Source organism: Pyruvatibacter sp. HU-CL02332, from assembly GCF_040362765.1.
Classification (GTDB): domain Bacteria; phylum Pseudomonadota; class Alphaproteobacteria; order CGMCC-115125; family CGMCC-115125; genus Pyruvatibacter.
Genome location: NZ_BAABWK010000001.1, coordinates 1,893,079 through 1,918,659, shown reverse-complemented (window position 1 = coordinate 1,918,659; position 25,581 = coordinate 1,893,079). Strand labels below are relative to the sequence as shown.

The following is a 25,581-nucleotide window of genomic DNA, read 5'->3' as shown; positions in this document are numbered from 1 at the left end:
GCCTAGGCGCTTTCAGCAACGTCTTCCACGTCTTCACTGATGACCGCTATCTCGTCATAGGTCTTGACGCAGTTACGCCCGGCACCTTTGGCGGCATATAGCGCTTCGTCAGCATTGCGATAGAGAAGCTCCAGATCTTCCGCGTTGTCCGGGAAGACCGAGATACCGATGCTACCGGATACGCTCACATCTTCTCCCGATGACAGGCGAACCGGCACTTCGATGGCGCGCAGCAGGCGGGTCGCAAAGCGTGCCGCGCCCAGACCATCATCGAGGTGCAGGAGCACCAGAATGAATTCGTCCCCGCCGGTTCGTGCCACGAAGTCTGTTTCGCGCACTTCTTCGCTCAGGCGGTTGGACAGTTCCACAAGCACTTCGTCACCGGCACCGTGGCCGTAGTGATCGTTGATGGGTTTGAACCCATCAAGATCCAGCGCGAGGATCGCCGCCTTCTCGCCGGAGCGCTTGGCGTGCTTCAGCATTGATGACGTGAAGTCGTTGAGCGCCGTGCGGTTGGCAAGCCCGGTCAGCGGATCGGAAATGGCCTGCTGTTCCATGGCCACTGCCAGTTCATGGCGGGCCGTAATGTCGGTGGCGGAGAACACAATGGTTCCGTCGCCGCGGCGCACGATTTCCAATGCGATGACGCGCTCTACGCCGCCTTGCAGGGACAGGTCATGGCGCAGGACACCTTCGGTCAGTTTCTCGCCCACGAAACTGATCACTTTCTGCACAGTCTCGGTGGGGTCACCTTTCCCAAAGTCGCCGCGGGTTGCCAGATACAGCAACAACTCGTGAAGTGAACGATCGCGGGAGAACCAGTCCGGGGGAACGCCGAGCAATTCGCTCAAGCGCAAATTCCAGAACAGGATCCCGTCAAAGCCGCGGGTCGCAAGCACGCCATGGGACATGGCCTCGATGACCCCGCCCATCATCTCTACGTCCTGGCTGGCCTTGGCAGCTTCTTTCTCGGCTTCGTCCGCACGCTTGGTCGCCGTCCGCAGGTCGTCACGGACACCGGCAATCTTGGTTGTGAGCTGCTCGGTTTCGGCAGCCATGGAGTCCACCTGGGCCTCGCCTTCAAGCGCCTGCTCCTTGCGGAACCAAAGCGTGCGGCGGATGGCTGCAAATGGCTCTTCCAGCGCCGCCAACTCCGACGGTAGACCGGTGAAGTCCTGGTTCTTTTCAAATTCTTCTTTTGCCAGACCGTCAGCAACAATGCTGAGGGTCTTACCCCATTGCGGCACCACGCGAATGAGGCTGAGTGAAATGCGCACGAACAGAACGACGAAAGGAATGAGGAACAGGATGATAAGCAGGACTGCCGTCAGCTGCGCGGAAAACAGTCCGCGCCCCACCGCTTCGGTGCCACGTTCCAGACGAGCCATTTCAAAGCTCATCAGAGTCGCGTAGGCACTGATGGCCGGCATGTCATCCACGCGGATGGCATCGTCGATTTCTATCGGAGATTTGCCCTGCTCTACCATGTCAATGGCCAGGGCAATGCCAGCGGCATAGTCATTTACGGTCTGTCCGATAACACGTACGGCCTCGCGCTCTGCATTTGATACCGCGCGGTCTCGTAGCTGAGAGAGCAGTGCTTCTGCACGCATCACGGCCTCGTTGGCCCGGTCGGAGTGGTCCTGGTCCGCTGTCAGGAGGAATGCTTTTGCATGGTGGACGATGCCGTCCAGTCCGATCGCCGCTTCAAACTCGGACAATAGCTGATGGTGCGGCGGCACGTCGCCAAACTCGCCAAAGGTCACCGTCGCCAGCGTATCAACCGCGTTCGACATGCGATCGAGGTCAACATCAAAGCGGGCATAGGCCTCTTGCGGCGTCAGGCCCGCGTAGACATCGCGCTCCATCTGTTCCAGAGCGATGTACACCTGATCGAGTTCATCGTTGATGATTGTGAGCGCCGTGCGTTCCAGGGGGCTCATTTCGAGCGACTGAAAATCCAGCATGGCGCCGCGGACAGCGCCCAGGTCAAATGTCGCGGTTTCTTCCAGCGACTGGCCGGGCCGCAAAATCGAATTGAGATAGTGATGGACCAGCCCGCCATAGCCCAGCTGGTGACGCAGCCGACTGACCGCGATGGGTCGCGGATCGCGCAGCTCAACGGCGGTAGCCCATTCCTGCTTGGTGTCTGCCAACACATAGGCAATGAACACCAGCCCACAGCACAACAGGACAGCCAGCGCCGACATCCTGATCAGATGCCGCTGAATGATCCCAACAAGTGACTCTGCCTTACCCACCGAACGCCTCTCGAAAATCCCAGCAACCAATGCGGGAACTTCAGCAAAGCTAATCGGAATCAGATAATTCGTGGTTAAGACAGATACGACGGCGAACTAATTTGGTGTATTTGGTTGAAATGTCTGTTTTGTGGGCTTTTCTGCGCCTGAGGCTTGTTTTCGACGCACAGATATAAACATGTCTTTATATCACCCTTGTTGTGGTGGACGCGGACTGATAGAACCCCCTCAATTGCCACGGGTTCGCGCCCGGGGGTTTTATGTGCGGGCGTCCCATCAGGTGCCCATTTCTACGGAGTGAGCGCTTATGAGCGAGCAGGATTACGTCGTTGCTGATATCTCCCTTGCGGATTTCGGCTACAAGGAAATTGAAATTGCAGAAACGGAAATGCCGGGCCTGATGTCCTGCGTTGAAGAGTTTGGTGACAGCAAGCCACTGGCTGGCGCGCGCATCACCGGTTCTTTGCACATGACCATTCAGACGGCGGTTTTGATCCGTACGCTGGAAGCCCTGGGCGCAAAAGTGCGCTGGGCGTCGTGCAACATCTTCTCGACCCAGGACCACGCGGCTGCGGCCATCGCCAAATCCGGCACGCCGGTTTTTGCGGTCAAGGGTGAGAGCCTCGAAGAATACTGGACTTACACCGACGCCATCTTCCAGTGGCCTGACGGTGAGCCCACCAACATGATCCTCGACGATGGCGGCGACGCCACCATGTACATCCTGCTGGGTGCCCGTGCCGAGGAAGGTGAGGACATCCTCTCCAACCCGACATCTGAAGAAGAAGAATATCTCTTCGCGCAGATCAAGAAGCGCATGGAAGCAACGCCAGGCTTCTTCGTGAAGCAGCGCCACGCCATCCAGGGTGTGTCGGAAGAAACAACGACCGGCGTGAACCGCCTCTATCAGCTGATGGAAAAAGGTCATCTTCCGTTCCCGGCCATCAACGTGAACGACTCGGTCACCAAGTCGAAGTTCGACAACAAGTATGGCTGTAAGGAATCCCTCGTGGACGGCATCCGTCGCGGCACAGACGTGATGATGGCCGGCAAGACCGCCATCGTGTGCGGCTATGGCGATGTGGGCAAAGGCTCTGCGGCGTCCCTGCAGGGTGCCGGCGCCCGCGTGAAGGTCACAGAAGTTGACCCGATCTGCGCATTGCAGGCTGCCATGGACGGCTTTGAAGTTGTGACACTGATGGACGCAGCACCAACAGCTGACATCGTCATCACAACGACGGGCAACAAGGATGTGGTCACCATCGATCACATGCGCGCCCTCAAGGACATGGCCATCGTTGGCAATATCGGTCACTTCGACAACGAGATTCAGGTTGCTGAACTCAAGAACCACAAGTGGACTGAAGTGAAGCCACAGGTCGACATGGTTGAGTTCCCCGACGGCAAGCGGATGATCCTGCTGTCTCAGGGCCGCCTGCTGAACCTCGGCAACGCAACGGGTCACCCGTCCTTCGTGATGTCTGCGTCCTTCACCAACCAGGTGCTGGCGCAGATCGAACTCTTCACCAAGGGTGATGAGTACGACAACAAGGTCTATGTGCTGCCCAAGCACCTCGACGAGAAGGTTGCCCGTTTGCACCTCGACAAGCTCGGCGTGCAGCTGACGGAACTCTCCGACGAGCAGGCCGGTTACATCGGCGTGCCGCAGCAGGGTCCGTTCAAGCCGGAGCACTACCGCTACTAAGCGACCCGGCTTCGACGACCAACGCACTTCAAAACGGGGTGTCCTTTTCGGGACACCCCGTTTTTTGTTGCGTGCAAATGCCGGTCGGGACACGCATATGGTTGCAAGGCGCGCCGTATGCGGGTTTTCTAGGTAGGAACAAGACGAATCAATGTCAGGGCTCATGCGCACTTCACGACCAGACGCCGGCAGAACGCCACGCGGACTTGCGCACAACCGCCCCCTTCTGGGTGCGGCAGCATTGGCCTGCGCCCTGACGACACCCACCACCCTGCAGGCCCAGCAGGGCTTCAGCCAAAACCTAGAAGCAACCTCCATTGAAACGCTGCTAGCTTCCGTTGCGGCAGGGGCTGTGATCGTCGCAATTGGCGCATTGTGGGCAGCAGGCCGCGCGTTCAAGCGCAACCGCCGCGACCTCACCACCCGTGCCGAGCGCATGACCGAGCTTGAAACAAAGCTCGACAGTGCCGAGAGCATTTTGTCGGCCGAGCCGGATGCTGTGTTCATCTGGTCACCGGAACGCATGGTGACACCCACAGGCTCGCGCAACTGGGGCCGTCCGCGCGTGGTTGGTTCCACGGCAGGCCTTGCCGATCCGTCGTCGGGCGCTGTTGATTTTGATTTCGTGCTGTCGCGCCTTGAGCCTGAAGATGCAGAAGCGCTGCGCAACGGTGTGTCGCGTCTGCGCGAACGCGGGGCGCGGTTCTCGCTCAGCCTGCAGATGCGTGATGGACGCACCTATGAAGCCGAAGGCCGCCCTGCCGGGGCACAGGCCGTCCTGTGGATGCGCGACATCACCGGCGAGCGCGAAGAAGAATCTCGTCTGGTCGAAACCGCCCGCAAGGCGGACCGCGAGCGCACCCTTTTGAGCCAGGTCACTGATGCGGCCCCCTTCCCTGCGTGGCGCCGCTCTGCAGACGGGGCGCTCATCTGGGTCAACGGGGCCTATGCCAAGGCCGTGGAAGCCAAGGACGCAGACACAGCCATTGACGAAGGCCGTGAGCTTCTGGGCGCGGACATTCTCAAGTCTGCCACCACCGCCATTGCCGCGCAGACAGAGTTTCGGGATCGCGCCAACGCCGTGGTGAATGGCGAGCGTCAGGTTCTCGACATCATCGAGCTGCCGCTGGGCGATGGGGGCAGTGCGGGCTTTGCGCTGGATATCTCCACCCTGTCGGAAGCCGAGGCGGATCTGCAACGCCACCTTGAGGCCCACCGCGACACGCTCAACCGACTGGCCAGTCCGGTTGCGATCTTTGGGCCGGACCGGCGCCTGCGGTTTTACAACCGCGCCTTCCAGACCCTGTGGGGCCTTGAAGAGAGCTTTCTTGATACCGAACCCAGCGAGAGCGAAGTGCTGGAAATGCTGCGTGAGGCGCGCCGCCTCCCGGAGCAAACGGACTTCCGCGCGTGGAAACAGCAGCGCCTGGCGCTCTACACCAGCAACGAACCAACCGACGAGTTGTGGCACCTTCCTGACGGCCGCACCCTGCGCGTCATCAGCCAGCCGCACCCGTTTGGCGGGCTGCTCTATCTCTACGAAAACGTCACGGACCAACTTAAACTCGAGTCCAGCCTCACCACTGCGCAGCACGTGCAGATGGAAACCCTCAACAAGCTCTATGAGGGCGTTGCCGTGTTTGGTTCCGACGGTCGCCTCAAGCTGCACAATCCGGCGTACCAACGCATCTGGCAGCTGGAGCCGCAGCAGCTTTCCGGCGAACCGCATATCGACCAGATCATCGACTGGTGTCAGGGCCTTTACAGCAACACCGACGAGTGGGCCGAGATCAAAGGCCGCATCACGGCGGTCAGCGACGAGCGCGGCAACAAGACCGGCCGTCTGTCGCGCCCGGACGGCTCGGTCATTGATTATGCCGCCGTGCCCCTGCCCGATGGCAACACGCTGCTGACCTATGTGGACGTGACCGATGCCTCGCGCATTGAGCGCGCGCTGCGGGATCGCAACGATGCGCTTGAAACCGCTGACCGGCTCAAGTCTGAATTCATCAGCCATGTGTCGTATCAATTGCGCACACCGCTGACCAACATCATCGGCTTTGGTGAAATTCTGAACACGGAACTTTTCGGTCCGCTCAACGAGAAGCAGAGCGAGTATGCCGGCGGCGTTCTCAAATCCGCCAGCGAGCTGCTTGATCTGGTGAACGACATCATTGACCTCGCCACCATTGAGGCGGGTGCGATGACGCTGGACGTTGACCCGGTCAATCTGGATCAGGTGATGACCCAGGTGTTTGATATGGCCAGCCCACGCGCCAAGCAGGGCAAGCGGGTGCTTGAAATCGAGCATCCCAAAAATCTCGGCAGCATTCAGGCTGACTCACGGCGTCTGAAGCAGATCATGTTCAACCTCCTGTCCAACGCCATCTCCTTCACCAATCCCGGCGACACCATCACGCTGGGCGGTGAACGCGACGCCGGTGAAATCCGCCTGTGGGTGCGGGACACGGGCGACGGCATCAAGCCGGAACACCAGGCGACCGTGTTTGACCGCTTTGAAGCGCGCGGCAGTTCAGAAAAACGTCGCGGCGCAGGCCTTGGCCTTACCCTGGTGCGCAGCTTCGTCGAGCTGCATGGCGGCTGGGTGTCTCTTGAAAGCGCCCCGCGCGAAGGCACCCGAGTGACCTGTCACCTGCCGACCGACGCGAAACCATTGAGCGCACCTGCACCGGAAGCCGAAGAAACCGGGACCGCGGCAGCGTCCTAGGCCCTCAATTGCCGTGCCCCCGGACTTGATCCGGGGCCTACTCGCTACCGATCAACTGCACAGCGGCCGAGAGTGGCCCCCGGATCAAGTCCGGGGATACGGGGTTAAAAAGGCAGCCGCCAGCATCCGCACGCAGAAGCTCTGCCGCCGGTATCCATTCCGTCTCGTCCCAAACGCCCTGACGCGGGCAAGGGAGTGGGAGCGCCTGAGGCCTGCGAAGGCTCATGCGATTAATCAAACAATGGGGCAGTCCTCAGACGCTCCGCACGCGAACATGCTTCGGTGCCAATAGAACCGGCGGTACGGGTGTTACCCGCTTTGCTCCGCCGCAGCCCTGCTACCGGTCACACATGCATTCAAAGCGTGGGCTAGTCCTCGCGCCTTGCCATGCATGCAGGTCCACCGGGGCGATCTTACTTTGTGCGCCGGGCCGAACCGTCACCGCCTCTCTAGCCACAGCGCCCGTTACTCGCTGCCGCCGCACAGAAATGGCTTAGGCCGCGCGACCCATACCTTCCTGCTTCCAGGCATTCGCTCCCCCGCCCAAGCCCGGACGGCCCGGCTGCCCTTGTGGCGGGAGATGCCTGCATTATCCCCCCGCTCAAAAGACCGGGGATAGATTTTTTCAAAGACGGACTTTGCCAATGGGAAGGCCCGTCACCCCGGCGCCGGTAATTTCAAAACTCGCACCGGCCAGCGGGCTTGGCTCGCGGTCATCTGTCGGCTGTTCCATGGCGGATACCACAATCATCCGGTCGAGGTTCGGGCCTGCGAACACGATGTCTGTCGGGTTGCGCACGGGAACAGCAATGGTGCCGTCGAGCGTTCCATCAGGCGCATAGCGCGCAATCACGCCACCGCCGAACAGGGCACTCCACAGATATCCGTCGGTATCAATCGCCGCGCCATCGGGCCCACCGCCCAGCTCGAACGTGTTGGCAAACACCGTCTCGTTGCTGGCTGTGCCGGTTTCGGGATCATAGTCGTAGCGCAGAATATTGCCGGTCGGTGAGTCAGCGAAATAGAGCGTGCGTCCATCGTTTGAGAAGCATGGCCCGTTTGCGTTTCCCTTTTTCGTCGCAATCGTCGACCAATTGCCTGCACCGCCGTCACCCTGCCAGCTCCAGTAGGATCCATCCGTATTGGCCTTAAGACCCAGATTGCCGGTAATGATGCGTCCGGCCGGATCAACCGTCGCGTCGTTGAAGCGGCCTGAGGAGGCCTGTGGCATGTCTGCAACCTGCCCATAGGCATCCGCTGTTTCCGCCATTGCAAAAATGCCGTCATCCAGAACGATCAGGTGCCGGTCTGCCTTGTCGGACAACAGGACCTTGGTGGGCAATGTGGGCGTCGGGATCAGCCGAAGGTCATCTGGTGCATCCAGTGTGGTTTCACCCCTGACATTGCGCAGGCAATCCACCAGGTGGAGCAGCTGCGTGTCCGGGTCCCAGCACAGCCCTTCGCCCCAGCCACATAGATGATCGCCAAACTGAACCACGTCGACCTGTCGCATAGGCGCATTCCCCACCGGATAAATTGAGTCGGCAAGCATCCTAGTCGCAAAGGCGCAGATACACCTCTTGACCCGTGTTGGTTTTTATATAACCATGTGGTTATGGAACAGATCAACCTTGGCACCCAGCCGCAAAACCTTGACGCCATCTTCTCCGCCCTCGCGGACCCGACCCGCCGGGCGATCCTGACGCGCCTCGCTACCGGTGAGGCATCGGTCAACGATTTGGCGACACCATTTGCCATGAGCCAGCCCGCCGTTTCAAAGCATCTCAAGGTGCTGGAGCGCGCAGGTCTTGTGGAGCGGGATATTGACGCCCAGCGCCGCCCCGCCCGCCTCAGAGCCGCGCCCATGGCGGCGGCCGTGACGTGGCTGGAAGAGTTCAGACATTTCTGGTCGGCAAGCTTTGACCAGCTGGATGACCTGCTCGACGACATGAAAAACGCCACACAACAAGGACCAACAAAATGAGCGACCAAATGAACGAGTTGCCGACTTACATTCTCGACCGAGAGTTCGATGCGCCGCGCGAGATGGTGTGGAAGACATGGACCGACCCCGAGCTCCTCGCCCGCTGGTACGGCCCCAACGTCGAAACCGTCATCCACGAGCTGGATGTGCGCGTCGGCGGCGTCTGGCGCAACGAGATGCGCATGAGCCAAGGTTCGGGCTATCAGATATCCAGATACACGGAAGTCTCGCCGCCGGAAAAACTGGTGATGCTGATGTCCAACACCGATGCCGAGTGGAACATCGCCGCCAACCCCATGATGCCGGACTGGCCCCGCATATTGCTCACCACGGTGACGTTTGAAGAGGCAGGCGGCAAAACCAAAATGCGCCTCACCTGGTCACCCCACGAGGCGACTGAGGCAGAACTCACCTGCTTCGAAGGCGCCATCGCCGGCCTCGATTCAGGCTGGGGCAGCGGCATGGAGCTACTGGCAGAGTTGCTCAAGGAGTTGCAGGGGTAGAATCACACCTGCGTTCCGTATCCCCGGACTTGAGACGGGGTTGGATATCACCACAAACGAAAACAGCGCCCGCCGGGATTAGCCGGGGCGCTGTTCTTGTTTGCGCGCGGGAGGATGCTCCGGCGCGGAAAGTCTTTAGTGCTGGCTTTCGGGCATCTTGACGACCATGCCGTCCAGAGCGTCGGAGACCTTGATCTGGCAGGAGAGGCGTGATGTGTCTTTCACGTCTGGTGCGAAGTCGAGCATGGTCTGTTCCATGTCTTCTTTCGGCTCGATCTTGTCAGCGAATTTTTCGTCCACATAGACATGGCACGTTGCGCAGGCGCAGGCGCCGCCGCAATCGGCATCAATGCCTGGGATCATGTTGTTGACTGCGCCTTCCATGACGGACAGGCCATCGGCCACATCCACAACATGTTCAGTTCCGTCATGCTCGACATAGGTAATCTTCGCCATGTTCCCTCTCGCATCGTTCTAAACCGCGGGTCGTCCATACAGCTGGCGCCCACACATTTGGTTTCGTCGGGTGGTGTCTTACGGGGTGGTTTTGGGGGACGCAAGCCCATGACCAAAACCGGTAGCGCGGACAGACAACTCCTGTCCGCACTCCGTAAAGATGACGCACCCGTCACTTTTTATGTCTTTGCAATTAAAGCCTTGCTGGCGGTACGTCAAGCGCCCTGACCTACCCCCCGGTTGCATCCCCGTTTCGGCCCCTATTTGGCAATATCCTTCATCTCGATGGATTCGTCCGCCAAACGCTCGGCTGGCACGTTTGTGCCCTTCTGAAGCAGCATTTTGGACATCATGAACTCCGGCGCGCGGTTCACCGCATCCACCGCAATCATCTGTCCTTCCTTGAGATAAAACGCCGCAAAGGACCGCCCGGTGATGTCGCCACGGATGACAACCTCGTCAAACCCCTGACTGAGGCCTGCGATCTGCAACTTGAGATCATACTGGTCCGACCAAAACCATGGCACCTGGCCATAGGGCTTGTCCTTGCCGCAGATATGGGCGGCCGCCGTCTTGGCTTGCTCCAGGGCGTTGTGCACGGATTCAAGCCGTAGATCGGTCTTGTAGATCGGGTTGGGATGGAAGGTGCAGTCACCTGCCGCATACACATCCGGCACGGAGGTGCGGCACAGTTCGTCCACCACGATGCCGTTGCCGCAGTCGATCCCTGCCTCTTCGGCCAGTTCCATGTTGGGCAGGATACCAATACCGGCAATCACGAAGTCTGCCGGAATGATGGTGCCGTCCCCGGTCTTGACGCCGGTGACATGGCTGTCGCCTTCAATGCTTTCCAGCGCGGTGTTGGTGAGGATCTTGACGCCCTCCTCCCCATGCACGCGCTCAAAGAAGGTCGCCACCTCCTTGCAGGTAACGCGGCCCAGCACGGTCGGTGCCATTTCCAGGACGGTCACGTCGATGTCGCGTTTCACGGCCACCGCGGCCACTTCAAGGCCGATATAGCCACCGCCGACAATCACCAGCTTGGCGCCGGGCTTGAAGTGCGCCTGAATGGCTTCAACGTCTGCGATGGAGCGCAGATAGTTGACGCCGGGCAGATCGGCACCCGGGCAATTGAGTTTGCGCACGCGGCCACCGGTGGTGAGGATCAGCTTGCCGTATTCAAGCTCACGGCCTTCTTCGAGGATCACTTTCTTGGCGGCGGTATCGATTTTCTCGACCTTGGTGTCGAGGATCATTTCTGCTTCTGCCTTGGCGTAGAAATCCACCGGCTTGAACAGCACGCGGTCGAGCCCGATTTCTCCCGCGAGGAATTTCTTGGACAGGGGCGGGCGCTGATAGGGCACAACGCTTTCTTCGCCGACCACCACGATGGTGCCCTCAAAGCCTTCCTGACGGAGGCTGGCCACGGCCTGACCGGCGGCATGGCCGGCTCCGATGATGACTACACTGTCGCTCATTGTACTTGTCCCTGTTCGTCGTCCCCGCCTGATATCAGCGGAGGATGGCTTGTCGCCCTAGCTTTGCTCCAGCGCGTAGCACAAAACCGCAAAACGGGCCAAGTCGGCGGATGGTCGCTGGGGCTGTGAGGGCCGCCTTAAGGGTTGAGCGCCACACTGCCCCCGGCTACAAGCGCGAAGAACAGATTTTCGCGCTACTCCCGATTTTCCGGACCCTTCCATGCCTGCTGTCGCTGATCTTCAACACGCCGAGCTGGACCTTGCAGACGAAGCTGCAACCCAGGCGTTTGGCGCGCGGCTGGCCTCCTATCTGGAGCCCGGTGACGTGATCGCCCTTGAAGGTGATCTGGGCGCGGGCAAATCGACCCTGGCGCGGGCACTGATCCGTGAACTTGGGGTGGAAGGCGAAATCCCCAGCCCCACCTTCACGCTGATCCAGCAATATGACACGCCCTATCTGATGGTCGCCCATGTGGACCTCTATCGCATCGAGGATGACAGCGAGATTGAGGAACTGGGCCTTGAAGACGCGCTGGACTATGGCGCACTGGTGGTTGAATGGCCGGGCCGTCTTGGCCGGGCCTTTGAGCCGGGGCGCGTCAAGGGACGTCTCAACCTGACCCTCACTCTTGAGGACAAGGGCGAAGACCCGGCGATTGAAAAACGCAAACTCAGCGCTGTCGGGTACGGTGCATGGGGACCCAAGCTTGCCAGAATTACGCAATGAGCATCACGCAATGAGGATCATGGACTGATGAGCGCTGACCGCACGCAGGCGAGAGATGCGTTTCTCGCGCAGGCCAGCTGGGCTGACGCCAGTGCAACACCTGTTGCGGGCGACGCCTCGACGCGGCTGTACGAGCGGCTGGTCAAAGGCGGCAAGAGCGCCATTCTCATGGATGCGCCTCCCGGTCCCGACGGACCGCCCGTCAAGGACGGCAAGAGCTACAGCGCCATCGTGCATCTGGCAGAGGACATGCGGCCTTTCGCGGCCATTGCGCGGCACCTCACGCAGCATGGGTTCAGCGCACCTGAAATTTTTGCGCAGGACCTGACCCAGGGCTTTTTGCTGCTGGAAGATTTGGGCGACGGTGTTTTTGCAGCGCGTATTGATGCAGGCGACAGCGAAGAAGAGCTGTATGGCGGTGCGGTAGATGTACTGGCGGCCCTGCACGCGGTGCCTGCGCCCACACTCCTTGGCTGCGGAGATGATGGTCCACACCATATTGTCCCGCCCTTTGACGACAACGCTTTGATGACGGAAGCGGAGCTGCTGCCGTCCTGGTATGCACGGCTGGCCTTTGGGGATGACCTCGACGCAACAGCGCAGGCCGCGTTCCACGTTGCGTGGACGCAGGTGCTGCCCAAGGCCCGCACCGCTGCCGACGTTCTGCTGCTGCGCGACTATCATTCGCCCAATCTGCTGGTTCTCGATGATCGGTCTGGCCTTCAGCGCATCGGCATCATTGATTTTCAGGACGCCGTGATTGGTCCTGCTGCCTATGACGTGGCGTCCCTGCTGCAGGATGCGCGGCGTACTGTTCCAGTGGATGTCGAAACACGGTTGCTTGCCCGCTACGAGGCTGCGCGCGCTGCTCAGAATGCAGGCTTTGATGCGGATGCCTTCCGCGCGGCCTATGCCATCATGGGTGCGCAGCGGAACACCAAGATCATCGGCATTTTTGCCCGTCTGCTTCTGCGCGACGGCAAGCCGGGCTATTTGCAGCACATTCCACGACTGGCTGACTATCTCGCCCGCGATCTGGCGCATCCAGCCCTTGCGCCCGTGGCGGCCTGGTTTGAGGCGCATGTGCCCCTTGAAAAAATCCGTGTACCGATTGATCCGGACACTGTCACAAAATGAGTGCAGCCCGATGACAGCACCAAACACCACGATCGACACAGCAATGGTGATGGCTGCCGGGCACGGCACCCGCATGCGCCCCCTAACCAAAAACAAGCCCAAGGCGCTGATCGAAGTGGCGGGCAAGCCGATGGTGGATCATGCCATTGACCGGCTAAAGGATGCGGGCATCAAGCGCATCATCGTCAACATTCATGCCTTCGCCGACCAGATGCGGGCACATCTTGAGGCGCGCAATGATGACAGCATCATCATCTCGGATGAGACGGACGCCATTCTGGAAACAGGCGGCGGCATCAAGAAGGCGCTGCCGCTCCTGGGTGACAAACCCATCATTACCCACAATTGCGATTCCATCTGGGTCGAGGGCATGGGCAAGACCCTGCCACGTCTGCTAGAGCGGTTTGACGCCGAAGAGATGGATGCCCTGCTGGTTGTCGCTGTGACGGCCAACATTGTCGGCGATGTGGCGCGCGGTGACTTCACCATGGATGCGGCTGGCTGCATCGAGTGGCGGGAGACGGCTTCGGTCGCACCGTTCATGTATACGGGCGTGCAGATCATCAAGCCGCAGCTATTTGCAGACATCGAGGAAGATGCGTTTTCCACCACCAAGGTCTGGCGCGGTCTGATTGAAGACAAACGCGCCTATGGCCTGCGCCACGACGGCGTGTGGATGCATGTGGGCACGCCAGGTGCCCTGGAAGAAGCGGAGACGTTCCTCCGCGAGCTCTAAGGTCCTCTCCCTCTCCGTATCCCCGGGCTTGACCCGGGGTCCACTCTCAGTTGCTGCGGCGTGAAGCCTTCGCGAGTAGGCCCCGGATCAAGTCCGGGGCTACGGCATAGGATTTGAGTGCATGACCATGCCCAAGAAGCGACTCTTCGCGTCCGACTCACGCTAGACTTGTGGCCATGGGCCAGGTTTTCACCATTCCCCCGCATGTACCGTTCCTGCCTGCCCTTGCGGCGGGGCTGCTGGCGCGTGGGGATGCGCTGGCCACAACCACAGTTCTGGTGCCCACCCGCCGTGCCGCCCGTGCCCTTGTGGAGGCCCTGCTGGAGCAAAGCGAAACCGACGCCTTGCTGCTGCCGGACATTCGCCCGCTGGGCGACGTGGACGAGGAGCTTGGCTTTGGGGGAGCAGAAGCCGGCGACGCGCCGCTGACCCTGCCGCCGGCCATTGAGCCCATGCACCGCACACTGGTGCTGGCGCAGATCATTGAGCGTCACGCGGAGGCGACCGGCCTCACCACCATGAGCCAGGCACAGGCCATTGCGCTGGCCGGGGAACTGGCCGCCCTCATGGATACATTTGCGGCGCAGGATGTGCCACTCAGCAAATTGCAGGATGTGGTGCATCGCGAATTCGCCGACCACTGGAAAGAGACGCTGACCTTTCTCGAGGTGATTACGGACATCTGGCCACAGATGCTCAGCACCCTTGGCCTGATGGACCCAGCCCGCCGCCGCGCCGATCTCATCAAGGCGACGTGCAAACGCTGGCAGGACACTCCACCCGGCGCCATCGTCGCTGCCGGGTCCACCGGCTCCCTCAAGGCAACTGCGGACATGCTCAAGACCATTGCCGGTCTTGACGAGGGAACTGTTGTGCTGCCCGGCCTTGACCAGCAGATGGACGACGCGGCGTGGGCGGCGTGTGAACCCGCGCACCCGCAGTTTGGCCTCAAGCTGCTTCTCTCGCGCATCGGCATGGAGCGCCATGCCGTCAACGTCTGGACCCACGGCAAAACACTCCCCAACGCTGAAGCGCGTACGCGGCTGGTGAGTGAAGCGCAGCGGCCCGCGGAAACAACGGACCAGTGGAAAGACGCTGATACAAACCTGTCGCCGATCATCGACGACGCTCTTACCGGTCTCACCATGGTGAGTGCGGACAATCCGCAGCTCGAATCCCTGACCATCGCCCTTGCCCTGCGCGAAGCCCTGGAGACGCCTGGCAAGACCGCAGCCCTTGTGACACCGGACCGAAATCTCGCCCGCCGCGTCGCCAGCGATCTGGCGCGCTGGGGCATCATTGTGGACGACAGTGGCGGCCAGCCGCTGGCTCATACGCGGGCAGGTGGTTTTTTGCTGCAGGTGGCCGAAATGCTGACCGAGCAGCTTGCCCCCATCGAGATGCTGACGGCCCTGCGTCATCCCCTCGCGCGCGGCGGGGAAGAAGAAGGCGTCTTCCATGGATTGGTGGACCTGCTGGACAAGCAGGTTCTGCGCGGCCCCCGTCCTGCGCCCGGTCTTGACGGCATTGCCGACGCCATTCAGGAAGCCGCCACCCGCAAGTATGGCCCGCTCAACGAAAATGAACACGCGCGGGCACGGCGACTGCATGGAGCACTTACCTCGTTCATTGGCACGCCCCTTGAGGTGATGGATGCGGACGAGGTTGATGCCGCCGCCCTCATTGAAGCGCATCTCACCGCAGCAGAAGCGCTCGCGGCGACCCATGAGGAAACAGGTGCACAGCGATTGTGGTCCGGTGCGTCGGGCGAAGCGGCTTCCACCTTCATGGCGGATGTCATGGCGCAGGCCAGTCTGCTGGGCAGCATTTCGCCTGCGGACTACCCGGCCATTCTTGGCGCGCTCATGACCGGCCGCATGGTGCGGCCCGTGCGGCGCTCCCATGCCCGGTTGCAGATACTCGGCCCCCTTGAAGCGCGTCTGCAACATGCTGACCGACTGGTGCTGGGTGGCCTCAACGAAGGCGTGTGGCCACAGCGCGCTGAAACGGGCGCATGGATCAACCGCCCCATGCGCGCGCAGCTTGGCCTTGAGGCCCCTGAACGGCTGATCGGTCTTGCGGCCCATGATGTGGCGCAGGGACTTGGCACCGGGGACGTGATCCTGACCCGGGCGGAACGCTCGGACGGTCAGCCCACGGTGCCGTCGCGCTGGTGGCTGCGGCTTGAAAATCTCGTCGGTGGTCTGCCGATGCCCGGAGACGACAGCAAGAAGAAGAAACGCCGCATCCCAACCGGCCCATGGCTTGCCATGGCGCGGGAGCTGGACCGACCGGTCCGTGAAGCCCGACAGATTGATCGCCCGGCACCAACCCCGCCGGTGGAAGCGCGCCCTGGCCGCCTGTCCGTCACCCGCATCAATGATCTCTTCCGCGATCCATATGCCATCTATGCCAGCCATGTGCTGGGGTTGAATGTGCTGGATGATCTGGACGCAGATGCCGGTGCGCGGGACCGTGGCGACATCATCCACAAAATCCTCGAACGGTTTTCACTGGAGCATCCGCCCACCGCCAAAAAGCCGATGCCGGACAATGCTTATGGCGAGTTGGTCGCCATTGCGCGGGAAGAATTTGACAAGACCGATGCCCGCCCTGCCGTGCAGGCCATCTGGTATCCGCGCTTTTTGGAGGTCGCAGAGTGGTTCCTCACCTGGGAAACCGAGCGGCGGACCGGCATCAAGCAGACATTCGTGGAGCTGAAAGGCGAGCACATTGTCGCCCTGCCGACACGCGTATTCACGCTGAGTGGCATTGCCGATCGCATTGACCTGCTCAACGACGGCTCGCTGGCGATCCTCGACTACAAGACGGGCGCCGCGCCGACTGCCAAACAGACCACCGCAAAATTTTCCGTGCAGCTGCCCCTTGAGGCCGCCATGGCCAGAGATGGTGCGTTCCACACGGACAAGGACGGCAAGACCATCGGCCCACCCAAGGCGCTCACCAGCGAGCTGGCCTATGTGGAACTCAAGACCGGCAAGGTCGTGAGTGCGGTCGAGAAGAATGCCGATGTGATGACAGAAGCAGACGCGGCCATGGGGCACATGGTTGACCTTCTCACCCTGTTTGAAACGGAGGACACCCCCTACATCTCGCGGCCCCGGCCGCAATTCCTGACCTATGATGGCGACTATGACCATCTGGCCCGAGTGAAAGAATGGCAGACAGCAACCGACACCGATTGAAGATCGACGGTGTCGAGGTTGAGTTTGAACCTTCCGGCGCCAATGCAGAGCTCCAAAGCCGCTCCACGGCCAAGCAGCTTGATGCCGCTGATCCCAAGGCCAGCGTCTGGGTGTCTGCCAATGCGGGCACCGGCAAAACCCACACGCTCACAAGCCGTGTGGCGCGCTTGCTGCTGAGCGGCACGAAGCCCGAGCACATTTTGTGTCTCACTTTCACGCGGGCAGCTGCCGCACAGATGCAGACCAAGCTCTATGACCGGCTGGGCCAATGGTCCACCATGGCCGAGGACAAGCTTGAAGAGGCATTGTTCCAGCTTGAAGGGCGGCATCTTGAGGCAGATGAAATCGCCAAGGCGCGGCGTCTGTTTGCCAGCGCCCTTGAGACACCCGGCGGCCTCAAGATTCAAACCATCCATGCCTTCTGCGAAAGCCTTTTGGGCCGCTTCCCGCTTGAAGCCGGTGTCAGCCCGCATTTTTCTCTTGCCGACGACCGTCAGTCTGCGGAGCTTCTGGCGCAGGCGCGCGATGACGTTCTTCAGGCCAGCATCGACGAGCCGGAGACGCCTCTTGCCCATGCGGTCGTCAAACTTGTTGGCGAGGCCGACGAAGCAGCGTTTGAAATGCTGCTGGGCGAAGTCACGGGCATGCGCCACCGCATCCGGCGTTACGTTGAACAGGCGCAAGGCCTGGACGCTGCTGAACGCGCGGTCGCCGATGCTCTGGGTGTGCCGCCGGGGGCGACCACTCACGACTTGATGGCGGAGGCCCTCGCGGAGCTCGACCCCGCTCAGATACGGGGCGCGCAATCTGCACTGGCGTCGGGCAAAAAAACGGATGCGACCAAGGCAACCGCCCTTGCCGCCTTGCTGGCGGACATGACACCGGAGGGTTTTGAGGAACACTACCCGGGCATCTTCCTGACCCAGGCAGGTGAGCCACGGGCGAGCCTGATGACAAAGGATCTGGCTGCGGCCCATCCAGATATCCTGCAATGGATGGAAGATCAGCAGGCCGCACTGGCAGCCCTCACCGCGAAGCTGCGGGCAGCCCAGACCGCCGTTCTGACCGGTGCCATCCTGCGGGTCGGCTATGCAGTGCTCGACGCCTATGAGGCCGAGAAGACACGTCGCGGTCTATTGGATTATGACGACCTCATCACCCGCACTGTGTCTCTGCTGCACAGCCGCGAGGGCACCCAGTGGGTGCTCTACAAACTGGACATGGGCCTCGATCATATTCTGGTGGACGAAGCGCAGGACACGAGCCCGCAGCAATGGAAAGTCATTGCAGCGCTGGTGACCGAGTTTTTTGCAGGCGATGGCGCGCGGGACTTCGCGCCGGATCAGGATGGGCGCGGCCCCGGTGCCGTGCGCACGCTGTTTGCCGTGGGTGATGAGAAGCAGTCGATCTTCTCGTTTCAGGGGGCAGACCCGCAGGAGTTTTCCGCCCGTCGGGCTGCGTTCCGGTCCATGGCAGGTGCGGCAACCCAGACATGGCATGACATTGATCTCACCGTCTCCTGGCGGACGGCAGACCAGATCTTGTCCGGTGTCGACAAGACGTTTGCGCCTGAGCCGATGCGCGCGGGCGTCGTTGCCGGTGACGAGGCGATCCACCATGAAAGCGTGTGGACCGGGCGTGCGGGGCTGGTGGAACTCTGGTCGCCGGTGACCCCGGACGAAATCGACGAACAGGAATTGTGGGACGCCCCGCTGGATGCGGTCAGCGGACGCAGCAAGGAAGCCAAGCTTGCAACGCGGATTGTCGGCAAGCTGAAAGACTGGATCGGCAAGGAGATTCTGCCGCAGCGCGACCGGGCCATGGAGCCGGGGGATGTGCTCATTCTTGTGCGCAAACGCGGCGCCTTCGTGGATGAGCTGATCCGCCAGCTCAAGACATCCAACATTCCCGTGGCCGGTGTGGACCGGCTGGTACTGGGGGACCACATTGCCGTCATGGATCTGATGGCCCTGGCGCGCTTTGCGCTGTTGCCGGACGATGATCTGACGCTTGCGACCGTGTTGCGCAGTCCCCTGTGCGCCATCAGCGAGGAAGGTCTGTTTGACCTTGCCCATGCGCGCGCCTCAAAGGAAAAAACCATCAGCCTGTGGAAGGCGCTGGAAGAGCGGGCCGACATGGTGGATGGCGCGCCCGAGGCCCTCGCCTATCTGTCGGAGGTCCGCGCCCGGACCGGCATCCTGCGGCCCCACGAATTTTTTACGCGCGTGCTGGGGGCTGATGGCGGTCGGGACAGGCTGGTGGCGCGGCTGGGCATGGATGTGCATGACCCCATCGACGAGTTTCTCAATCAGACGCTCAGCTACGAGGCCTCCAATACGCCGTCCCTGCAGGGTTTTGTCGCGTGGATGGATGCGGGCGACACAGAGATCAAGCGCGACCTGGACCAGGGCGGCAATCAGGTGCGCATCATGACCGTGCACGGGGCCAAGGGTCTGGAAGCCAACGTCGTGATCCTGCCCGACACGGTGCAGGCAGGCGGCACGCCGGGACGTGCCTCGCTCATTGCGCACAAGGATACCCGCGACGACGGGCTGGTAACCTACAGCCCGCGCAAGACCGATGCAGACGAGCTGTCGCTCGCAGCACGCGCCGCGCGCGAGGCGCGTGAGGATGAGGAATATCGCCGCCTGCTGTATGTGGCCATGACCCGTGCCATGGACCGGCTCTACATCGCCGCCGCCCATGGGTCCCGGGGCATGAATGACACGAGCTGGTATGTGCGCGCGGCGGATGCGCTCAAGCCCGATGCAGAAGAACTGGAAGAAGAGTTTGCCGATGGCACCGGCACTGTCTGGCGGCTGGAGAGCGAGCAGCTTGTGGAGGCCGTGCCGGACAAGCAAAGCCATGCCGTCGCCGATGCAATCACGCTTCCCTCCTGGGCCACACAACCAGCACCCGTGGAGCAGGTCCCCCTTGGTCCGCTGGCACCGTCCATGATGCCTGATGCAGAAGATGCGTCAGGGGAAGCGGGTGCGTTCAGTGATCCGCCGGCGCTCTCGCCCTTGGCGGCTGATGGCGTCAACCCGGCGCAACGGTTTGCACGGGGTCGGCTGGTGCACACCTTGTTGCAACATTTGCCGGAACAATCCTCCAACGACCGCGAAGCACTGGCGCTGGGTTATCTGTCCCGCGCCGCTGCCGGACAGTTTGATGAGGCGACACAGGGCGACATTGCGGCTGAAGTGCTGGCCATTCTGGATGACCCGCAATTTGCGGATCTGTTCGGGCCCAACAGCCGGGCGGAGGTTTCGCTGGCAGGCCGGGTCATGTGGAACGGCAAGCAGGTGCCGTTGTCGGGTCAGATCGACCGGCTGGTTGTGACCGATGACCGCATTCTGATTGCGGATTACAAGACAAACCGACCACCGCCGGAGCGCGTTGAAGATGTGGCGGCGGTCTATCTGGATCAGATGGCCGCCTACCGTTCCCTTGTGCAGGCGGCCTATCCGGGCCGGTCTGTTGCGTGTGCTCTGGTGTGGACCGACGGCCCCAGACTCATGGAATTGCCCGGCATTGCGCTAGATCAACGTGGAAACAGTGTGAATTAGTCATTATCACACTGCCGAGACTGTACTTGACCCTCATGGGGGCCATTCCTACATTCTGATCAACAGCAATTTGGCGGGACGCGATTCACGCTGTGAGTAGCAAGGTGAGCCGCAACCTGCCTTTCCATTTCGGGATATCTGCACACCCCCGTGTACGGTCCCATGAGTATTAGGAGACGTCGCATGTCTACAACCAAAGTGACTGACGACAGTTTTGAAGGCGATGTGATTGACGCGTCCGGCCCCGTCCTTGTGGACTTCTGGGCTGAATGGTGCGGCCCCTGTAAGCAGATCGGACCGGCTCTTGAAGAGATTGCCGGCGAGCTCGGCGAAAAGCTGACCATTGCCAAGATCAACATCGACGAGAACCCCAACGTGCCGACAAAATACGGCGTGCGCGGTATCCCGACCCTGATGATCTTCAAGGACGGTCAGGTTGCAGCGACCAAGGTTGGTGCCCTGCCCAAGAGCAAGATTTCAGAGTGGATCGAAGAGTCGATCTAGCACTCGACGTCTGACGAAACCTCAGACTGACAGATTGTCTGCAACCGGCGGTCCTCTGGGCCGCCGGTTTTGTTTGTGCGGGTTCCTGAGTGAAACAAGACCCTCGATGCTGCAGTGCAAAAATGCATGGCACGGTTAACTTGCTTGAAAGTCCGCATGCGGTCTATATCCCGCACAACTGAGGGACTTTTTGGTCAGTCATGATCGAGGCGCTAGCACGTTGTAAGCGTTGCGTCTTTTTATTTCCCTCAAAAGTGCCAATCTGCACCGCGCCTGCGTATCAGCGCTTTGCCCCGCCGCCTTAGTGTGGTGAAGTTATCCCAACAAAATTATGGGGAGTACGCTCGATGGAACAGCTCAGCGGAATGGACGCCTCGTTTCTGTATTTTGAAACGAAGAATGCGCCCATGCATATCGGCTCAGTGGCGATTTATGACCAGTCAACCGTCGAAGGCGGCGTGCTTGGTTTCAAGGAAATTCTGAAGAACTACGAAGCGCGCCTGCATATGTCCCGCGCCTTCCGTCAGCGTCTGGCATTCGTGCCGGCCAATCTGGATCATCCCTACTGGTTTGAGGATCCGGACTTTGACGTTGAGTTCCACGTGCGCCACATCGCGCTGCCGCACCCCGGTGACTGGCGCCAGCTGTGCATTCAGGCATCGCGCCTTCACTCCCGCGCGCTGGATACCAACCGCCCGCTCTGGGAAATGTATGTGATTGAAGGCCTCGACAATGTGGAAGGCATCCCCAAGGGATCCTTCGCCATCCTGTCAAAGGTTCACCACGCCATTATTGACGGTGTGTCCGGCGCTGAAATGGTTGCCGCGATCCATGACCTGAAGCCGGATGCGAAACCTGAACCTCCCAAGGAGCCATGGGTGCCCGAGCGTGAACCGCTGGCGATGGAACTCCTGGCCCGCACCGCTGGTCACACGGCTGTTCAGCCCTTCCGCCTTGCCAATGTGGTTGCGCGCTCGGTGCCTGCTCTGGCCCGCGCCGGCCTCAAGATGTCGACAGGCGATCTCAAGTCATCTGGCCCTGTGCCGCGCACACGCTTCAATGGCTGCGTGTCGCCACACCGCGTGTTTGATGGCCGCAGCTTTGCCATTGATGATCTGAAGTTCATCCGCACGACGGTCCCCGGCGCGACCATCAACGACGTGGTGCTGACGGTCTGCGGCGGTGCGCTGCGGAAATATCTGTCGGACAAGGAAGAGCTTCCCGGCGATTCACTGGTCGCCATGACGCCAATTTCTGTCCGCTCGCCGGACAAGCAGAAATCTGCGGGCAACCAGGTGTCCGCCATGACGGTGGCCATCGGTACCGACATTGAAGAACCGATGAAGCGCCTTGAGGCGGTGTTTGAACACACCACCAACTCCAAGGAACTGACCAACGCCGTCGGCGCCAAGACGATGACGGACTACACCCAGTTTATTCCGTCCACCACGGCGGGTATGGCTGCACGGCTCTACACCGGTCTTGGCCTCGCCAACCGGATGAAGCTGCCGATGAACTGCGTCATCACCAATGTGCCGGGCCCCAATGTGCCGCTCTACATGACCGGCGCACGTCTGGTTACGCAGTTTGGTACAGGCCCGATCCTGGATGGCATGGGTCTCATCATGCCGGTATTCAGCTATGGCGGTCAGATCACGATTTCGATCACCTCATGCCGCGAGATGATCCCGGATCCAAGCTTCTTTGCGGACTGCATCCAGGAAAGCTTCGATGAGCTGATGGCCGCTGCCAAGAAGCGCGCCGCTTCCCCTGCCTTCAAGAAGGCCATGAAGGCAGCACCGAAGAAGCGGGCCTCCCTGTCACGCTCTGCGGTTCCAGCACATCAGTCTGACGCAAGCCTGAGCGAGCGGGACGGCACGACCGTTTCCAAGGCCAAGGCTTCACCGAAGGCCAAAACAAAGGCCAAGGCGAAAACCAAAACCAAAACCAAGCGCAAGACTACGTCCAAGGCAAAGGCCAAGGCGGCTGCCAAGAAACCAGCAGCGGCAACGGAAGAAGCACAGGGCGACTTGCTGAGCGAAGACAAGGTCGTGTCGATCCAGGCTGCTGAATAAGCCTTAGACACACATCGACAGACAAAGGGCCACCGCATAATTGCGGTGGCCCTTTTTTGTTTTTCACGCCACGCCTCCCGTGTCTCCGGGCTCGACCCGGAGCCTACTCGCAGATGTTTCAGACCATAGCGAACGAGAGTGGACCCCGCCCTCCGGTCAAGCCGGAAGGTCAAAGAGATCACTCAAGTCCGGGGATACGGGTGTATCTAGGTGTTCCGCGCCAGCACTTCGCCAGCCAGATAGAGCGATCCGCAGATCACAATCCGTGGCGGCGGCGAGACTACAGATGCTCGCTCAAGAGCGGTCTCGATATCCGGCATGGAGACAGCTTCAAGGCCCGCGTCCCGCGCCATCTGTGCCACGTCATCCGCCGGGCGGCCATTTGTCTGACCGGGAATACCCACCGTCAGCACCGTCGACGCCAAACCATCAAAGGCCTCGAAGAAGCCGCCTGTGTCTTTTGAGTCCATCATGCCGCTGATCAGCACGAGGGGGCGCGGGTTCTTGTCTTCAAGGTCTGCCAGCGTTTCCGCAATGGCTCTTGATGCGGCCGGGTTGTGCCCGCCATCCAGCCACAATTCGGCACCGGGTACCTTGTCCGCTAGGGCGCCCGACGACAGACGCTGCATGCGCGCGGGCCACTCAACCTGTTTCAGGCCATTGCCTATTGCTGTTTCGTCCAACCCGCCAAAGGCGCGCGCTGCGGCAACGGCGGTTGCGGCATTGGCGATCTGGTGGCGTCCGCGCAGGCCGGGCAAAGGCAGGTCCAACAGACCCGTTGTGTCCTGAAACACCAGCCTCCCATGTTCTTCAAAGGCTGTGAATTCCTGGCCAAAACGCGCCAGCGGTACTTCCAGCTTTGCGGCCTCACCCTCAATCACTTCAAGGGCTTCATCCACCTGCGGGGCAATAATGGCAGGCACGCCGTTCTTGAGAATGCCCGCTTTCTCGCCGGCGATCTCGCCCACTGTGTCGCCGAGAAAACTTTGATGATCGAGCGACACAGGCGTGATGACGCAGGCCCGGGGTTTCTCGATGACGTTCGTGGCGTCAAAACGCCCACCCAACCCGACTTCCAGCAATGTGACATCTGCCGGTATGCGGGAGAACGCCAGAAAGGCTGCCGCCGTCGTGATCTCGAAAAATGTGATGTCGCCGCCATCATTGGCCGCTTCGCAATCGCTCAGAAGACGGATCAATTCATCTTCGGAGACTGGCGCACTTTTACCGGTTGGGTCTGGCACACGAATGCGTTCGTGGAATTTGACGAGATGCGGGGACGTATAGGTGTGCACCCGCAGTCCCTGCGCTTCAAACATCGCGCGCAGATAGGCGACGACCGAGCCTTTGCCATTGGTCCCGGCCACATGAATGACCGGCGGAATGTGCAGATGTGGATTGCCCAGAGCCCCGAGCAGCCGCTCAAGACGGCCCAAAGACAGGTCAATGAGCTTGGGATGCAGCCCCGTCAGCCGATCAAGGATGGCATCGCTTGACTGGCGCTGGGGAAGAGTCTTCGCCGACACGTTGCTATTCAGCGCCGGCAGCGGTTGCAGCGCCTGCCTCGTATGGAACAGGAGCTGTGCCCTGAGGCATCGCCTGGCCAGATGGGGCTGTGGCGGGTTCGATCATCAGCAGGGAGATCAGTTTTGCCAGCGTGTCGCGCATGTCGCCACGCTTCACCACCATGTCCACCATGCCGTGCTCCAGCAGATATTCAGCACGCTGGAAGCCTTCGGGCAGTTTTTCGCGGATGGTCTGTTCAATCACGCGCGGACCGGCAAAGCCGATGAGCGCGCCGGGCTCTGCAATGTGTACGTCGCCAAGCATAGCGTAGGACGCGGTCACGCCGCCGGTTGTCGGGTCGGTCATGACCACGATGTAAGGCAGGCCTGCTTCGCGCACCATCTGCACGGCAACCGTCGAGCGCGGCATCTGCATGAGAGAGAGAATGCCCTCCTGCATGCGCGCGCCACCGGCAGCGGCAAACAGAATGAGCGGCGCGCGACGTTCAACAGCAAGCTCGGCTGCTTTCACAATGCTCTCACCAGCAGCCATGCCCAGTGACCCGCCCATGAAGGCAAAATCCTGAACCAGAACGACCGCGTTCTGCCCGCTGATCGTGCCCAGCGCGATGGTCATCGCGTCTTCTTCGCCGGTCTTTGTGCGTGCTTCTTTCAGGCGATCGGTGTATTTGCGCTGATCGCGAAACTTGAGCGGGTCGGCGGGCACTTGCGGGTTGTCGATTTTTTCCCAAGCGCCGCCATCAAACAGATTGTCCAGACGGGCCTTGGCGCGCAGACGTCCGTGATGGCCGCAATTGGTGCAGACATGGAGGTTTTCCTGCAGGTCGCGATGGAAAATCATCTCGCCGCAATTCTTGCACTTGTGCCAGAGGTTGTCCGGCGTATCGCGCTTTGCCGAAAGGAAGGTGCGGATTTTGGGTCGCACCACATTTTCAAGCCAGCTCATGTCGTTTTCCTCAGGTCAGTTCTCTGTGTGCCCGTCTTCT

General features: G+C 60.8%; 17 protein-coding genes. 11 read left to right on the top strand and 6 right to left on the bottom strand.

From position 1 onward, the window contains the following. Positions 1–2: 2 nt before the first annotated feature. Positions 3–2,261: a diguanylate cyclase domain-containing protein gene (locus tag ABXH05_RS09105; protein ID WP_353560729.1), complete on the bottom strand. Its 2,259-nt coding sequence runs from the start codon at positions 2,259–2,261 to the stop codon at positions 3–5. A 307-nt stretch (positions 2,262–2,568) separates the two neighbouring features. Between ABXH05_RS09105 and ahcY the strand changes: the two genes are divergently transcribed. Together ahcY and ABXH05_RS09095 are read left to right on the top strand one after the other, a co-directional pair. After that, a complete protein-coding gene (ahcY, locus tag ABXH05_RS09100; RefSeq protein WP_353560728.1) occupies positions 2,569–3,966 on the top strand; it encodes an adenosylhomocysteinase in 1,398 nt (465 codons plus the stop codon). A gap of 163 nt (positions 3,967–4,129) precedes the next feature. After that, entirely contained in the window at positions 4,130–6,694 is a 2,565-nt protein-coding gene (locus ABXH05_RS09095) for a PAS domain-containing sensor histidine kinase (RefSeq protein ID WP_353560727.1), read from the top strand. A gap of 625 nt (positions 6,695–7,319) precedes the next feature. Here the strand turns inward: ABXH05_RS09095 and ABXH05_RS09090 are convergent. After that, positions 7,320–8,207, bottom strand: a complete 888-nt coding sequence (locus tag ABXH05_RS09090; RefSeq protein WP_353560726.1) for an SMP-30/gluconolactonase/LRE family protein — start codon at positions 8,205–8,207, stop codon at positions 7,320–7,322. 102 nt (positions 8,208–8,309) lie between these two features. Here ABXH05_RS09090 and ABXH05_RS09085 point away from each other — a divergent pair, with 102 nt between their 5' ends. Both ABXH05_RS09085 and ABXH05_RS09080 read left to right on the top strand, forming a co-directional pair. Continuing rightward, positions 8,310–8,678, top strand: coding sequence for an ArsR/SmtB family transcription factor (locus ABXH05_RS09085; protein WP_353560725.1), 369 nt, complete (start codon positions 8,310–8,312; stop codon positions 8,676–8,678). Beyond that, positions 8,675–9,181, top strand: coding sequence for an SRPBCC family protein (locus ABXH05_RS09080; protein ID WP_353560724.1), 507 nt, complete (start codon positions 8,675–8,677; stop codon positions 9,179–9,181). Before ABXH05_RS09085 ends, ABXH05_RS09080 begins: the two co-directional genes overlap by 4 nt. A 135-nt stretch (positions 9,182–9,316) precedes the next feature. On the opposite strand, the gene ABXH05_RS09075 is transcribed toward ABXH05_RS09080, so the two are convergent. Together ABXH05_RS09075 and ABXH05_RS09070 are read right to left on the bottom strand one after the other, a co-directional pair. Beyond that, positions 9,317–9,637 (bottom strand): 2Fe-2S iron-sulfur cluster-binding protein, encoded by a 321-nt coding sequence (locus ABXH05_RS09075; RefSeq protein WP_348136937.1) that lies wholly within the window; start codon positions 9,635–9,637, stop codon positions 9,317–9,319. Positions 9,638–9,897: 260 nt separating this feature from the next. Beyond that, the gene (locus ABXH05_RS09070; protein WP_353560723.1) at positions 9,898–11,115 is read right to left on the bottom strand and encodes an NAD(P)/FAD-dependent oxidoreductase; all 1,218 of its coding nucleotides are present in this window, start codon (positions 11,113–11,115) and stop codon (positions 9,898–9,900) included. A gap of 220 nt (positions 11,116–11,335) precedes the next feature. On the opposite strand from ABXH05_RS09070, the gene tsaE reads away from it, so the two are divergent. The 7 genes from tsaE (at position 11,336) to ABXH05_RS09035 (ending at position 23,069) form a co-directional block, all read left to right on the top strand. Further along, complete coding sequence (tsaE, locus tag ABXH05_RS09065) at positions 11,336–11,842, top strand: tRNA (adenosine(37)-N6)-threonylcarbamoyltransferase complex ATPase subunit type 1 TsaE (protein ID WP_353560722.1); 507 nt, start codon at positions 11,336–11,338, stop codon at positions 11,840–11,842. Positions 11,843–11,869: 27 nt separating this feature from the next. Then, positions 11,870–12,979 (top strand): aminoglycoside phosphotransferase family protein, encoded by a 1,110-nt coding sequence (locus ABXH05_RS09060; protein ID WP_353560721.1) that lies wholly within the window; start codon positions 11,870–11,872, stop codon positions 12,977–12,979. 10 nt (positions 12,980–12,989) lie between these two features. After that, the gene (locus ABXH05_RS09055; RefSeq protein WP_353560720.1) at positions 12,990–13,715 is read left to right on the top strand and encodes a nucleotidyltransferase family protein; all 726 of its coding nucleotides are present in this window, start codon (positions 12,990–12,992) and stop codon (positions 13,713–13,715) included. A gap of 176 nt (positions 13,716–13,891) precedes the next feature. Further along, positions 13,892–16,921, top strand: a complete 3,030-nt coding sequence (addB, locus tag ABXH05_RS09050) for a double-strand break repair protein AddB (RefSeq protein WP_353560719.1) — start codon at positions 13,892–13,894, stop codon at positions 16,919–16,921. Further along, positions 16,894–20,490, top strand: coding sequence for a double-strand break repair helicase AddA (addA, locus tag ABXH05_RS09045; protein WP_353560718.1), 3,597 nt, complete (start codon positions 16,894–16,896; stop codon positions 20,488–20,490). Before addB ends, addA begins: the two co-directional genes overlap by 28 nt. A 183-nt stretch (positions 20,491–20,673) precedes the next feature. Beyond that, positions 20,674–20,994, top strand: coding sequence for a thioredoxin TrxA (gene trxA / locus ABXH05_RS09040; protein WP_043948194.1), 321 nt, complete (start codon positions 20,674–20,676; stop codon positions 20,992–20,994). A gap of 347 nt (positions 20,995–21,341) precedes the next feature. Continuing rightward, complete coding sequence (locus ABXH05_RS09035; protein WP_353560717.1) at positions 21,342–23,069, top strand: WS/DGAT/MGAT family O-acyltransferase; 1,728 nt, start codon at positions 21,342–21,344, stop codon at positions 23,067–23,069. 206 nt (positions 23,070–23,275) lie between these two features. Here the strand turns inward: ABXH05_RS09035 and ABXH05_RS09030 are convergent, their stop codons facing one another. Then, positions 23,276–24,595 carry a bifunctional folylpolyglutamate synthase/dihydrofolate synthase gene (locus tag ABXH05_RS09030; protein ID WP_353560716.1) on the bottom strand — a complete coding sequence of 440 codons (1,320 nt, stop codon included), beginning with the start codon at positions 24,593–24,595 and terminating at the stop codon, positions 23,276–23,278. A gap of 4 nt (positions 24,596–24,599) precedes the next feature. Next, a complete protein-coding gene (gene accD, locus ABXH05_RS09025) occupies positions 24,600–25,541 on the bottom strand; it encodes an acetyl-CoA carboxylase, carboxyltransferase subunit beta (protein ID WP_348136918.1) in 942 nt (313 codons plus the stop codon). Positions 25,542–25,581: the final 40 nt, after the last annotated feature.

Excerpts from the sequence above, each read along its gene's own strand:
- ABXH05_RS09070 (WP_353560723.1), bottom strand. The coding sequence starts at position 11,115 with ATGAGCGACAGTGTAGTCATCATCGGAGCCGGCCATGCCGCCGGTCAG.
- ABXH05_RS09090 (WP_353560726.1), bottom strand. The coding sequence starts at position 8,207 with ATGCGACAGGTCGACGTGGTTCAGTTTGGCGATCATCTATGTGGCTGG.
- ABXH05_RS09085 (WP_353560725.1), top strand. The coding sequence starts at position 8,310 with ATGGAACAGATCAACCTTGGCACCCAGCCGCAAAACCTTGACGCCATC.
- ABXH05_RS09075 (WP_348136937.1), bottom strand. The coding sequence starts at position 9,637 with ATGGCGAAGATTACCTATGTCGAGCATGACGGAACTGAACATGTTGTG.
- tsaE (WP_353560722.1), top strand. The coding sequence starts at position 11,336 with ATGCCTGCTGTCGCTGATCTTCAACACGCCGAGCTGGACCTTGCAGAC.
- addA (WP_353560718.1), top strand. The coding sequence starts at position 16,894 with ATGGCAGACAGCAACCGACACCGATTGAAGATCGACGGTGTCGAGGTT.
- trxA (WP_043948194.1), top strand. The coding sequence starts at position 20,674 with ATGTCTACAACCAAAGTGACTGACGACAGTTTTGAAGGCGATGTGATT.
- ABXH05_RS09095 (WP_353560727.1), top strand. The coding sequence starts at position 4,130 with ATGCGCACTTCACGACCAGACGCCGGCAGAACGCCACGCGGACTTGCG.
- ABXH05_RS09080 (WP_353560724.1), top strand. The coding sequence starts at position 8,675 with ATGAGCGACCAAATGAACGAGTTGCCGACTTACATTCTCGACCGAGAG.
- addB (WP_353560719.1), top strand. The coding sequence starts at position 13,892 with ATGGGCCAGGTTTTCACCATTCCCCCGCATGTACCGTTCCTGCCTGCC.
- ABXH05_RS09060 (WP_353560721.1), top strand. The coding sequence starts at position 11,870 with ATGAGCGCTGACCGCACGCAGGCGAGAGATGCGTTTCTCGCGCAGGCC.
- accD (WP_348136918.1), bottom strand. The coding sequence starts at position 25,541 with ATGAGCTGGCTTGAAAATGTGGTGCGACCCAAAATCCGCACCTTCCTT.
- ABXH05_RS09055 (WP_353560720.1), top strand. The coding sequence starts at position 12,990 with ATGACAGCACCAAACACCACGATCGACACAGCAATGGTGATGGCTGCC.
- ahcY (WP_353560728.1), top strand. The coding sequence starts at position 2,569 with ATGAGCGAGCAGGATTACGTCGTTGCTGATATCTCCCTTGCGGATTTC.
- ABXH05_RS09035 (WP_353560717.1), top strand. The coding sequence starts at position 21,342 with ATGGAACAGCTCAGCGGAATGGACGCCTCGTTTCTGTATTTTGAAACG.